Genomic DNA, 11,811 nt, shown 5'->3' with positions numbered 1-11,811 from the left:
GCTGCCGCATCACCTGCACGCAGGGATGATTCGCCGGGCGGTGGAGGCGGGCAAAGCCGTGCTGGTGGAAAAACCGCTTACCCGCACGTTGAGCGAAGGGGTTGCGCTGGTCAACTGGCTGGCGGGGCAGAATGCGAAAGTTGGGGTCAATTACCAGTACCGGTATGATGCGGCTGCTTACCGGCTGGCGCAAGCGGTGCGCGCGGGTGAGCTGGGGCGGGTTTTCAGCATCCGCATCAACGTGGCCTGGCGGCGGGATGAGAGCTACTTTCGCTCGGCGGCCTGGCACAACCGGCTGGATCAGGCTGGCGGCGGGACGTTAATCACTCAGGCCAGCCATTTTTTGGATCTGGCGCTGTGGGCGCTGGGAGAAGAAGCGCAGGAGGCAGCCGGCTGGACGGCAACGCCGCGCTTCGATGTGGAGGTGGAAACGCTGGCTGAGGCCATCCTGCAGACCGAAGGCGGCACACTGGTCAGCCTGACCTCGACCATGGCGGCGGCGGTGGAAGAAGCGGTGCGGATTGAGGTGTACGGCGAGCGCGGGCAGGCCGTGTATACCGACTTACCGCTGCCCCGTCTGCATGTTCGCGGGGTGCACCTGGGCCGCCATCCTCTGCCGGTGGCCGGGCTGCACGCCTTGCAGCGCAGCCTGCGCGGTTTTGTCAACTGGGTGCTGGATGACCAGCCGTATTTGATTCCGGCTGAGGAGGCTTTAGCGGTGCTGGCAGCAGTGGAGGCGGTGTACCGCTCCGCCCAAAGCGGGCGGCGCGAATCGGTCGAAAAAATACGCATAGCCAGATAACTGGGCGGGCTCCACTCCGCCGGGCGGAGTGAGAAAATAATCTATTTTCCAGAGAAAGGTGGTTCAACCAGCGGCATGGCATCAACCGATCAACACTCCAACACAACGACCCCAACCGAAAAACCGCTCAGCCTGTGGACGCGGATCGGTTACGGTGTGGGGGATATTTTCGGCGGCGGTTCGGGCGTCATCATCAGTTTTTATTACCTGATCTTCCTGACCGATGTGGTGCGCATATCGCCTTCTCTGGCGGGGACGGTCATCCTGATCAGCAAGATTTATGACAGCATCACCGACCCATTTGAGGGCATCCTTTGTGACCGCACACGCACCTTTCTGGGGCGGCGGCGTCCCTATTTGCTGATCGGCATTCCCCTCATCTTTCTGTCGTTTTTTGCGTTGTTTTATCCGTACAGCATGGAATCGGAATCCGCCCGTTTTACCGCCGTGGTGCTGAGTTACCTGTTCTTTTCCACGGTGGTCAGCATCGTCATGCTCAACTACAATGCCCTGCATTCGGAAATCACACTGGATTACCATGAACGTTCGCGCCTGAGTTCGATTCGCATCTTCTTTTCCACCGTAGCGTCCATACTGGCGGCCCTGCTGCCGCTGGAAATTGTCGAGGCCTTTGCGGATGTGCGCACCGGCTATATCGTCATGGCGGCCGGCTTTGGTTTATTCTTTGCGCTGCCTTTCATTGCCACGGTCATGGCCGTGCGCGAGCGCCCGGAGTTTCAGAAACCGCCGCGTCCGTTCAACTGGCGGGAGGCTTTCCTCACTCCCTTTCAAAACCGTACCTTCGTGTACACGCTGGCAATGTACCTGTTTGCCTTTGTTGCCATTGATACGGTCAGCACGATTGTGGCGTATTTCATCAAGTATTATTTGCAGCGCAGCGGAGAGGTCAGCTTTGTCAACGGCACCCTGCTGATTGCACAGGTCATTTCACTGCCGTTTTATGTCCGGCTGAGCCGAAAGTTGGGCAAAGTGCGGGGCTACATCATCGGGCTGATCCTTTGGGCGGTGACGATGCTGTTCAGCTGGCTGATTGGGCCGCAATCGGCGCGTGGGTGGGTGTATGTCTTTGCCGCTTTTGTGGGGCTGGGCACCGGCGGAATTGTGGTGATGATTTACGCCATCTTCCCGGATATTCCCGATGTGGACGAATTGGGCAGCGGTCAGCGGCGGGAAGCGATTTATTCGGCGCTGGTGACTTTCATCCGCAAGCTCAGCTCGGCTCTGGCGATTTTTGCCGTTTCGCAGGTGCTGGAATGGGCGGGTTATATCCCACCGATTCAGGAATCGCTGAACGGCGGAATGCGCCTGATTGAACAGCCGCAAAGCCCCACCTTTCTGCTGGCATTGCGCCTGATTTTCATGCTGCTGCCGCTGGTTTTGCTTGCCCTGGCGTTGGTGTTTGCCTTGCGTTTCCCGCTGACGCCGGCCCTGCACCAGCGTTTGAATGCCCTGCTCGCCCGTCAGCGCGCCGGTCTGCCGGTGGACGAAGGGGAAAAGCAGGTATTGGTGAAAACCTTGCTTGGTTGAATACGGAGAACAGTCATGACCGTTCATACCCAGCGCGACTATCAGATTCGCGCTTCCCAAAAACCACCCGAGGGATATCCGACTGTCCCAGTAGCGGATTTCTTCGCGGAACAGCCCTTTATGCCGACTTTTGAGGAACGCAAACAGGCATACATTCAACACGTGCTGCGCAACCCGGCCCCGGCAAACACCAAACCGGTCTGGAACGAACTGATTCGCTGCGCGGCGGGTCAAAAACCGCACGAGGGGGTGATTCAGGCGGCGCTGGATTTCATTGCCGCGCGGCGCGATTGCGCCGATTTTGTGCTGCACAGCATTTTACGCCTGTTGTACCAGTTTCCAGAGTGTGTCAGCCCGGCGCTGCGCGAGCGCGCCCGTCAGGTTGTGCTGGGTTTCAAGTATTTTCCCAACGAGCCGGGCGTGGATTCGCTGTGTACCTGGACGGAAAACCACTACATCCTGTACACCTCGGCGGCCTACCTTGCCGGTCAGTTGTATCCCGATGAGGTGTTCACCAACAGCGGCGAGAGCGGTCAGCACAAGATGACCCTTAACCGGGCGCGCATTTTGCGCTGGCTGGAACTGCGCTTCCGCACCGGCTTCAGCGAGTGGCTTTCGCACGTCTATTACGACGAGGATTTAACCGCGCTGCTCTCGCTGGTGGATTTTGCCGCCGATGATGAACTGCGCCGCCGCGCCGCCATGGGGATTGACCTTTTGCTGCTGGACATGGCTTTGAATTCGTATCATGGTGTATTCGGTTCGACCCACGGCCGGGCATACGAAAATACCAAAAAATGGGCGGCACAGGAAGGCACGACCGACACCACCAAACTGTTGTTTGGCATGGGCATTTTCTCCGCTTACGATAACATGAGCGCCGCGGCGTTTGCCCTCAGCCGCTACCGCCTGCCGAAGGTGATCGAGAGAATTGCCCAATTTGACCCGCCGGAGGGGATGCTTAACCGGCAGCGGATGGGGATTCGGCTGGCCGAGATGGAAAAGTGGGGATTGAGGCCGGATAATTTTGAAGATGGAATGCACTGCCTGACCCTGGAAGCCTACGTCCACCCGCGAACCATCAACCAGACCCTGCGTATGTTCGACCAGTGCAACTGGTGGGAAAATGATTTTCTGCGTCCCTTCTCACCGTTTCGTCCCTTCGTCCGACCGCTGCGGGCGCTGGGTTTGCTGCCGGTGCTGGCTGCTGCCATCGAACGGGATGCCTGCCGCAATACCCGCGAGGAGGTCAATATCTACACCTGGAAAACCGCTGACTACATGCTTTCCACCGCGCAGGATTACCGCAAGGGTTACGGCGGCGACCAGCAGCACATCTGGCAGGCGACCCTTGGCCCGGATGCGGTGTGTTTCACCACCCACCCGGCGAAGTTGGAAGGAGCCACACCGAATTACTGGGCGGGCAGCGGACTGCTCCCCCGCGCTGCTCAATACCGCAATGTGGCGATTGTAATTTACAACCTGCGCCGAATACCGGCAGTCTATGTGCCGATCCGCCATTTTTACACCCATGCCTGGCTGCCGCGCGATCGGTTCGATGAAGTGGTGGAGCGGGGCGGATGGATTTTTGCCCGGCGCGGCACGGCTTATCTTGCTCTCTATTCCCGAAATCCCTACCGCTGGCGCGAAGTCGGGCAGTCGGAGCAGACGGCTGGGCAGCCGTTGGAGCGCAGGTCGGTGTACCGCGCGGAGGACGCGCTGCGCTTTCCCCGCCGCGAGGACGAGGGGCGCGAGATTGTGGCGGACGGTGCTCAAAACATCTGGCTGTGTCAGTTAGGCCGGCAGGCAGAAGACGGCTCGTTTGGCGATTTCATCACCGCCGTCGGCTCGGCAGGGCTGCGTTTTGACGGCTTGCAGGTTTCTTTTGATTCGCCCGGCAACGGACGGATGGAATTCGGCTGGGAAGGCGACCTGCGGGTGGACGGTGAAAAGGTAGCACTGGATGCCTTCCCGCGTTGCGACAATCCCTTCGTCCGGGCTGAATTCGGCGGGTCAAAGGTCGAAGTCGAGGCGTTCGGCGCTCACCTGCGGCTGGATTGGGAAAACGCCCTCCGCGAGGGGGATGAGGTGTAGAACCGGCTGCTTACCCTGCCGGTTGTTGAATCGGGTAACGCCGCGCAATCTGCAGGGTTGCCCACAATCCGAGCAAACCGATCACGGCAATTACCGCTTCCAATGTCCAGATTTTCTCGGCGGTGTTGGCGCCCCAATAGGCAGCAAAACCGCCGGGTGTGTCCAGCAGGGTCTTGTAAAGAATTGCCAGCCAGCCCCATCTGGCTTGTCTGCTGGCAATGGCATAAAAAATCAACACGCAGGAGAAAATGTGGGCGAGAATGACGGATAAACGCTCCATAACGGGAGCAAGCCCCATAACCAGCGTGGCATTGTTGGCGAGATTGCCCAGGGTGGCTACCGGAAGCGTTTCGGCTGAAAGCAGACTGATCAGTGAAGTCCCGAAACCGGCCAATCCGAGCAGCATGGCTTCAATAACCCCAAAACCAATTCCAAATACCAGTGCCTGATTCCAGCTGGCCTTTCCCCAGCGTATCCTGCTGAGGATGAGCCATGCCAGTCCGGCCTCGAATATGCCGGTCAGCGCGCCAATATAGAAATAGACTGCCAGATTAGCGGGCGAAAACAGGTTGTCATTTCCGGCGCCCAGTGCGCGAATCACGAGCGGGTTGAGTGGTACGGCAACGGCAAACTTGACTGCCACGGTCAACACCCAGAACAGCGCTCCCAGCCAAAAATAGCGCCAGCCCAGAATTTTCCGACGGGCGGCAAACAGCACAAAAACAACCCCAACCAAAATCATGCCCAACCCCGGTATGAGAACAGCAGGTCCCAACTGAATGGCGTGCCAGCTCAGGTCATACACCGCCGAGGTGTTTTCACTGTAAACCAGCCCAAGGGTGTAGGTTCCGGTTTGACCGGCTGGCAGGGCGTATTCCGTCTGAATTGAAAAATCACCACGGCGGATAGTGCCCGAATCCCATACCGGCTGACCATCTGGACGGCGCAGCTCAAACCGGATCGAGCCTTCGTTGACATTGCCGCTGACCTTAATCTTGACCGGTACGCCCTCGGCAATCATTGGCTCGTCCACAAAGATTTGAAAATAAAACTGTTCACCGGGTTGTGCCTGCTGAATCTGACTGCCCTGAACACTCGCCCAGCGGTAGTTCATCGGAATTTTCGAGGATGAAGCCGTGCAGCCGGTCAGCAGAATCAACGATAGAACAAACAGCCCGAAGACCGGTTTAATCAGTTTTAGGGTTGGGAGATGGGGGGTATAGTTTTGCATATTGGATCCTGAATTCAAAAGAAGAAGAACGTTAACCATTTCACGGGTAGGCATTGAATGCAATGGGTGACGCAGGTTGCAGATCCTTCAAATAGCGATTGAAAAATTCCAGACTGACTCGATTGAGTTCCTGCAGATATTCTACACTGGAGCGCTCTGGCTGTTTGCCCTCCAGCATTCGCACCAGCAGAGGGCTGGCAAGCGCAAGATCGGTTAGCGAAAAGTGACCAGCGCCTGCAAGATGCAGGTTATAGGCAGTTTGTGGCGTGTCAGAAAGCAGAGCAAAATTTTTTTCATATTGCGGCCATTCAGAGAGATGATCCCATGCGCCATCGGAATAGATGTTCAAGACCGGTACGGGATAAGGCTGTTCGGTAAAGATAAAAGAATCATTTTTCACCGCAAGGATGTCGAAAAGAAAGGGGGATTCCAGGGCAAGCACGGCATCTATATCCTCGCGTTGCCGCGGCAATGCCAGGGCGGCTGAACCGCCCAACGAATGCCCCATCATGCCAATTCGGGTTGTATCCACAAGGGGATAGATGCCTTCAATACCTTCAGCGGCATTTTGTAAAATGGTGTCCAGCACAAGATTGATGTCTCCCGTGCGTGTAGCCAGCCAACGCTGATACAACCGAAAGCTTTGATGTGGATCGCGCCTCGCATCTTCCATCTGGAGTTCGCCGAAGTATGCCATGCTCACAAAGGTTGTATGCCCATCGGTGGACTTCGTCCAAAATGCGTGAAAGGGGTGACCGATAGAGCAGACCACATAGCCGTGGCTGGCCAGCTCAAGGAAGAGCGATTCGTTGCTGGTTTCCAGTCCCAGCCCGCCGTGTGAAAAAATAATCAGCGGGAAGGTCGCGCCTCGTGGGGTGTTTTCCGGATACCAGCAGGAGCAAGTGACTTTGCGGGGCAGTCCGTTTGCGGCAAATTGCTCCATGCGATGCTCATCGGTGTAAGTGTATCTTGCTGTTGCAACGGTGTAGTTACCGGTAGGAGCAACCGGCTGGTAGGTCGGAAAGATGAGCGCAGGTGAAATTGCGCAGAAGGTCAGCAGTAAGGAGATGGTTGAGCGCAGGAGAATGTTCATCTTCGAGACTGAACCTTCCTCCATTGCCGATCGGACCAAGGTCCACAATCCGCCCACAGCCTGAAGCGCCAGAAAAATTGTAAGGCCATACCATCGAAAACTCCATGGGATCACCGAAAACCACACCAGCCCGGTAAACAAAACCGCTGTAAGGAGGTGCACCATTGCCCTGAGTTTAGGGTGGAGTAATTGGGTCTTCAGGCTGGAGGCCATCAGGGCAAGCTCACTGGTGAGGGCGAAGTAGAAAACAAGAACGGCCGTCAAGATGCCCTGATTTTCCAAACCGCTACTGCACCACCCATCACGATGCCGGCTGCCAGACCCAGGGCAATGTTGCCCAGTGCAGCCCCCAGTACCAGGCCGAGGGTCACGCCGACTGCCAGGCTGGGGGCAACAGCCTTGCGGCGGTTTGGGGTGGGTTGAAGGTTAGGGTTGTCCATATGATTCACATTCCTTTCCATGCGGGTGTGAGGAGTATAAAAGCCGGCAGGGCGGCGGCATTCAAAAGGCTACCTGATTCCCCGCGCCAATTCCCGGTTTGATATCCATACAGTCAGTATACGCCATTTCAACCCCAAAAAGGACTACATGATCATGTGGTTTGACATGTAGTTTTGGGAAAATGGGAAAGTCCTACCATAAATTCACCCTGATTTTTCCCCGCTATTCCTGAAAAGCCTGTAAACTTAACTCATCGCAAAATCCATTTCCACATATCAATTTCTCTTCCAGTGCAACCCATGAAAATCATAGCCGTTGCCAATCAAAAAGGGGGCGTGGGCAAGACCACGCTGTCCATCAACCTGGCTGCCGGGCTGGCCGAAGCCGGGCGCGAGGTGCTGCTGATTGATCTCGATCCACAAGCCAGCCTGACGCTGGCAACCGTGGGAGAAAGCAGCGGGCAGTGCATTGCCGAGGTGATCGGCGGTTCGCTGCCGGGCACGCTTTCGATGGCGGACATTATCCGCCCGCTCAAACCAAATCTCGACCTCGCGCCGGGCGGTCTTTCGCTGTCCATTTCCGAAATCGGGCTGATCACCCGCCTGGGACGCGAGAACATCCTCAAAAAAGCCCTCAATGGGTTGGAAGGCTACGACGCGGTCATCATTGACTGCGGTCCTTCGCTGGGCCTGCTGGTGGAAAACGCGCTGAACGCCGCCGATGGCATTCTCATCCCCACCTTACCCACACCGGTCGACCGGCGCGGGGTGGGCATCTTTCTGGAAAGCCTGAACGCGGTGCGCAATGAATTAAACCCCAGTCTGGAGATCCTGGGGCTGGTGGTCTGTCAGTATGATCAGCGTTTGAAACTGCACCAGCAAATGCTGGAAGAATTTCGCAACAGCGGGCTGCCGGTGCTGGCGGTGATCGGCAGAAGTGTGGAAGTTGCCCGAACGGTGGGCGAGGGCAAGCCGCTTGCCAGCGGCCGGCTGCTGCCTCAAATGCAGGATTTAACGACCAAAATTGATTTCTGGCTGCGCAACGGCCGGCTGCCGGCCTGAGTTATTTGCCGTTGAGAATTTTCTGGATGATCTGATCCAATCCTTCGGGCGTGCCGCCCAGCCGGGCAATCACCGCCGAGCGAACCTGCTGAATCACCTCGGCGGAGGGGGGTGTTTCTTCACAGGCCGGGTGATCGGGGGATTTTTCGCCAGCCGGCAGGCGAATCAGGCGTACCCCTCTTTCGCGGGCGCGTTCCTGCCCTAAATCGGTCACGACCAGATCATCACCCACGTGAATCTCGGTCACGCCCTGATCGGCGTGGTAGTCAATATCCCTGGCGGTTAAAAATTTTTTCGCCATTTGGCCTCACTTTCTAGGGAACTCCCTCAATCTGACTCAAAGCCGTGACGGCAGCATCGCGGGCTGCCAGAATATCGGCTTCGGTGCCGGCCATCCACAAACGCCCAAACCGTCCCACCGAACTGATGTGCATCAGGTTGACCGGTGCGGCTTTTTCGGCTTCGTTGGCGGCTAAGTTGATGTAGGCTGCCGGGGCGCATTCCAGCACCAGCATGGTCTGGCCGGGCACCAGCATCATGCCGCGCGCAAAGCGGTTCAGCAGCTGCGCTTGATACGGGTTCACGTTGGTAATCACCTGCAGGGAGGCAATTTCGGGTTTCTTGCGGTCGGTAATCTTCAGGCCCAGCTGACTCAGTACCACCTGGCCGGCCTGAATGACATCCTCCTGAGAGAGCGAGTGGATTTCAAACATGCCAAATTCGCGTTCGACAATTTGAGCACCCGGCTTGACATCGGTGGCTTTGACGGCAATATCCACCACCCGAAAGACCCAGTTGCCCGGCGCCATTTCCACATACAGGCTGGCCATGCCCTCGATGGGCAGGTCGCCCTGCGTGATGGTGCCGACAAAGGCGGCGTATTGGGGCTGCATGCGGTCGAGATAGCAGTAAGCGCGAAGTTCAAATTGATCAGCCATAGGTGCTCCTTGTCAAGAAAGTTGATCGTTCATGGCAATGCCAAGCGGGGTAACAAACAGCGGGTTGCCGGGCACAATTGTTTTAATTCCCGTTACACTCTCAATCACCCGCTCAATTCCGCTAAAGGCGCTGGTGCCGCCCACCAGATAGATGCACTCCACATCAAAAGGCTGGATGTGATTGAGAATGATGCTGCCCACCTTTTCCATGACCGGGCGGACAAGGGTGAACAGGCGCGGGTGTTCGGCGGGGTTGATCTTGCGGGCTTCGGCTTCGGCAAAGGGAATTTTGAGCGCGCCGGAAATGACCAGCGTGAAGTGCGTGCCGCCGGTGGCTTCATCCGCCGTGTAGATGACCCTGCCGTCCTGGACTACGGCGATGCCGGTTGTACCGCCGCCAATATCCACCACCGCGCCGTTGTCCACTTCCAGCACAGCGTTGGCGGCGGTGGGTTCGTCCACCAGCGCCGAGCAGTTCAAACCGGCTGCTTCCAGCACGTAACGGGTGGCGCGCACTTCGGTCAGCGGCACGCCGGGCGGGTAGGCGGTTGCGGCCGAGTGCAGTTCAAAACCCAGCCGTTCTTCGATCTCGGCTTTCATCTTGCGCACCAGGTCAACCGCGCCGCCAAAATCCACCACCAGACCGTCGCGCACGATTTCGGCATAGGTATACGTACCGACCAGCGGCTGGTTGTCCTCGGTCAGCACAAACAGGCTGACATAGGCGGTGCCCAAATCCACGCCGCAGCGCACCCGCCCGCGGTAACCGTTGATCGAGCGGCGCTGAATGGCCTGATCGGCTTCTTCGAGAATGAGATGCAGGTTTGGATTCATGCGCTCTTACTTGCTCAGTTTTCCGGCTTTCAGCATCAGTTCCAGATAATAAACGGCATTGCTCAACCGGTTGACGGCGCGCGCCAGTTCCGGCTCTTGCGGCTCATCGCCTTCATGGCAGATAAACGCATCCAGCGCAGCGATTTCGGCTTCGCGCACCTGCGTGCGCAGGTAATTCAGCCAAAGCAGCAGTTCGGGGTCTTGAGGCCCCGGCACAATGTGATCAATGCCGATGCTTTCTTTGGGGGTGTGGGTGGCTTTGCGCAGCTCATCGTCGCTTTTGCCGTCCAGCTGCAGGGGGGCAACAGCCCGCTGATTGTACTCGGCGCTGGAAATTTCGCGGCAGTAAGCTGCCAGGGTATCCAGCAGTTCGGGCAGTCTGGGCTGCCCGGCTTTGCGCGCCTGCGCACCGACCAGCAAAAACAAACCGTGCAGGGAGTCCATCTTACCGCGGAAGCGGATGCGCGGGTGAGTTTTGGGGGCAAAATGAGCGCTGTCCAGCTGGGTCATGTGCTCCGGCTTGGGTTTGACCGGCATGCCGCAGGTGCTGCAGCGCGGCAGTTCCCCGCTCAGCACCACCGGAAACTCGCCGGGTTTGTCCCAGCCGGGTTTGGGAGCAGGTTCACCGGCGGCGGCCGGGGTGGAAGGCGCGCCTTCGATGATCACCTCCATGTTCCACTCTTTCAAAAAGTCCTGGGCGGAAGGCGAAAGCCGGGCATCGGCCGGCAGGCGCACGCTCATGCCCTTTTGAGGCTGCCGGATCTGATTACGCAGTTGTGCTTCGGTTACGATTGGCATGCAAGACCGCCTTTCTGCTCAGCCGGCCCACTCAGCCGGGTGGGTGACATACAGGAATTTTGCCCACTGCGGTGTGCCGAAGGAGATTTTGGTTCCCTTGGGAATGTAAATCACATCGCCCGGTTTGCCGACCACGGTGCCTTTATCGGTGGTGATGTGCAATTCGCCCTCGATGACGAACTCAATTTCGTCGTAGGTCAGCGTCCACGGGAAGCTGCCCTTGTGCATGCTCATGAAACCGGCCGCCATGGGGCAGCCGTGCTGGGCGGTGATGACATCCTCCAGACGTACATCCATTTCGGGGCGGTGGATTTCAAAGGGGAAGGGCGGCATGGTCAGACCGCGTCCATCCACATGCACCACCGAACGGGCCGGGGAAGCGGCCGGGGCGGCTTCCTGTTCCAGCAGTTTCGCCACAATCTGGCGCACCTGCGCTTCCAGTCCGCCGGCAGCCGGTTGGGAGGGGATAACCGTCATGGTTTGCGGCGGCGGGGGAGCGGCTTCCGGCTCGATGATGCACACACCCGATTCGCGTGCCTGATCGCGTGCCAGCGGAGTGATCAGATCGCCCTTTTGCAGGCGCAGTTCAAACACCCTTTGATCCGCCAGGTTCTTAACATCCTGCGCAGTGTAACATTTTTTGGGCATGGTTGCCTCGTCTCCTTATGACTTGCCTCATACCCGCCTGAGATGGGCGGGTGTGGCAGGGTTCAGGCAGGCTTTGCGGGCGGGGAAGTCCAACCGTCCGGTTCAACTTCCCCGCCCCAACCGGGGTGACCGGTACAAATTATTCAGAGGCTTTGGGCAGAATCATCTCCACATCGCTGTGCGGGCGCGGGATGACATGCACACTGACCAGTTCGCCAACCCGCTGGGCAGCGGCTGCGCCGGCATCAGTGGCGGCTTTGACCGCGCCGACATCGCCGCGCACCATGACGGTCACATACCCGCCGCCGATGTATTCTTTGCCG

13 protein-coding genes are annotated in these 11,811 nt (G+C 57.9%); 4 read left to right on the top strand and 9 right to left on the bottom strand.

The features are described from left to right. The 3 genes from VAE48_RS00955 to VAE48_RS00945 form a co-directional block, all read left to right on the top strand. Positions 1–802, top strand: an 802-nt coding sequence (locus VAE48_RS00955) for a Gfo/Idh/MocA family oxidoreductase (RefSeq protein ID WP_322791437.1), incomplete at its 5' end; no start/stop codon positions are given. Between the two features lie 75 nt (positions 803–877). After that, entirely contained in the window at positions 878–2,350 is a 1,473-nt protein-coding gene (locus VAE48_RS00950; protein ID WP_322791436.1) for an MFS transporter, read from the top strand. Between the two features lie 15 nt (positions 2,351–2,365). Next, on the top strand, positions 2,366–4,444 hold the full coding sequence (locus tag VAE48_RS00945; RefSeq protein ID WP_322791435.1) for a hypothetical protein: 2,079 nt from the start codon (positions 2,366–2,368) through the stop codon (positions 4,442–4,444). 10 nt (positions 4,445–4,454) lie between these two features. On the opposite strand, the gene VAE48_RS00940 is transcribed toward VAE48_RS00945, so the two are convergent. From VAE48_RS00940 to VAE48_RS00930, 3 genes are all read right to left on the bottom strand, one after another. Further along, positions 4,455–5,675 carry a YhfC family glutamic-type intramembrane protease gene (locus VAE48_RS00940; protein WP_322791434.1) on the bottom strand — a complete coding sequence of 407 codons (1,221 nt, stop codon included), beginning with the start codon at positions 5,673–5,675 and terminating at the stop codon, positions 4,455–4,457. Between the two features lie 40 nt (positions 5,676–5,715). Beyond that, complete coding sequence (locus VAE48_RS00935) at positions 5,716–6,768, bottom strand: hypothetical protein (protein WP_322791433.1); 1,053 nt, start codon at positions 6,766–6,768, stop codon at positions 5,716–5,718. Positions 6,769–7,028: 260 nt separating this feature from the next. Continuing rightward, a complete protein-coding gene (locus VAE48_RS00930; RefSeq protein WP_322791432.1) occupies positions 7,029–7,208 on the bottom strand; it encodes a hypothetical protein in 180 nt (59 codons plus the stop codon). A gap of 300 nt (positions 7,209–7,508) precedes the next feature. On the opposite strand from VAE48_RS00930, the gene VAE48_RS00925 reads away from it, so the two are divergent. Beyond that, positions 7,509–8,270 carry a ParA family protein gene (locus VAE48_RS00925; RefSeq protein WP_322791431.1) on the top strand — a complete coding sequence of 254 codons (762 nt, stop codon included), beginning with the start codon at positions 7,509–7,511 and terminating at the stop codon, positions 8,268–8,270. A 1-nt stretch (position 8,271) separates the two neighbouring features. Here VAE48_RS00925 and VAE48_RS00920 read toward each other — a convergent pair whose 3' ends face one another. From VAE48_RS00920 to VAE48_RS00895, 6 genes are all read right to left on the bottom strand, one after another. Then, positions 8,272–8,571, bottom strand: a complete 300-nt coding sequence (locus VAE48_RS00920) for a hypothetical protein (protein ID WP_322791430.1) — start codon at positions 8,569–8,571, stop codon at positions 8,272–8,274. A 13-nt stretch (positions 8,572–8,584) separates the two neighbouring features. Next, positions 8,585–9,208 (bottom strand): hypothetical protein, encoded by a 624-nt coding sequence (locus tag VAE48_RS00915; RefSeq protein ID WP_322791429.1) that lies wholly within the window; start codon positions 9,206–9,208, stop codon positions 8,585–8,587. A 12-nt stretch (positions 9,209–9,220) separates the two neighbouring features. Then, positions 9,221–10,042 (bottom strand): ethanolamine utilization protein EutJ, encoded by an 822-nt coding sequence (eutJ, locus tag VAE48_RS00910; RefSeq protein WP_322791428.1) that lies wholly within the window; start codon positions 10,040–10,042, stop codon positions 9,221–9,223. A 6-nt stretch (positions 10,043–10,048) separates the two neighbouring features. Further along, positions 10,049–10,840 (bottom strand): hypothetical protein, encoded by a 792-nt coding sequence (locus tag VAE48_RS00905; RefSeq protein WP_322791427.1) that lies wholly within the window; start codon positions 10,838–10,840, stop codon positions 10,049–10,051. Between the two features lie 18 nt (positions 10,841–10,858). Next, positions 10,859–11,488: a cupin domain-containing protein gene (locus tag VAE48_RS00900; RefSeq protein WP_322791426.1), complete on the bottom strand. Its 630-nt coding sequence runs from the start codon at positions 11,486–11,488 to the stop codon at positions 10,859–10,861. 139 nt (positions 11,489–11,627) lie between these two features. After that, on the bottom strand, positions 11,628–11,811 hold a 184-nt coding region (locus VAE48_RS00895), incomplete at its 5' end, for a BMC domain-containing protein (RefSeq protein WP_322791425.1).

The organism is Bellilinea sp. (genome assembly GCF_034432615.1).
Classification (GTDB): Bacteria; Chloroflexota; Anaerolineae; order Anaerolineales; family Anaerolineaceae; genus Bellilinea.
The sequence above is the reverse complement of the archived record's forward strand: the minus strand, read 5'-3'. Positions and strand labels throughout refer to the sequence as shown.

Excerpts from the sequence above, each read along its gene's own strand:
- VAE48_RS00930 (WP_322791432.1), bottom strand. The coding sequence starts at position 7,208 with ATGGACAACCCTAACCTTCAACCCACCCCAAACCGCCGCAAGGCTGTT.
- VAE48_RS00925 (WP_322791431.1), top strand. The coding sequence starts at position 7,509 with ATGAAAATCATAGCCGTTGCCAATCAAAAAGGGGGCGTGGGCAAGACC.
- eutJ (WP_322791428.1), bottom strand. The coding sequence starts at position 10,042 with ATGAATCCAAACCTGCATCTCATTCTCGAAGAAGCCGATCAGGCCATT.
- VAE48_RS00900 (WP_322791426.1), bottom strand. The coding sequence starts at position 11,488 with ATGCCCAAAAAATGTTACACTGCGCAGGATGTTAAGAACCTGGCGGAT.
- VAE48_RS00920 (WP_322791430.1), bottom strand. The coding sequence starts at position 8,571 with ATGGCGAAAAAATTTTTAACCGCCAGGGATATTGACTACCACGCCGAT.
- VAE48_RS00905 (WP_322791427.1), bottom strand. The coding sequence starts at position 10,840 with ATGCCAATCGTAACCGAAGCACAACTGCGTAATCAGATCCGGCAGCCT.
- VAE48_RS00935 (WP_322791433.1), bottom strand. The coding sequence starts at position 6,768 with ATGAACATTCTCCTGCGCTCAACCATCTCCTTACTGCTGACCTTCTGC.
- VAE48_RS00950 (WP_322791436.1), top strand. The coding sequence starts at position 878 with ATGGCATCAACCGATCAACACTCCAACACAACGACCCCAACCGAAAAA.
- VAE48_RS00915 (WP_322791429.1), bottom strand. The coding sequence starts at position 9,208 with ATGGCTGATCAATTTGAACTTCGCGCTTACTGCTATCTCGACCGCATG.
- VAE48_RS00945 (WP_322791435.1), top strand. The coding sequence starts at position 2,366 with ATGACCGTTCATACCCAGCGCGACTATCAGATTCGCGCTTCCCAAAAA.
- VAE48_RS00940 (WP_322791434.1), bottom strand. The coding sequence starts at position 5,675 with ATGCAAAACTATACCCCCCATCTCCCAACCCTAAAACTGATTAAACCG.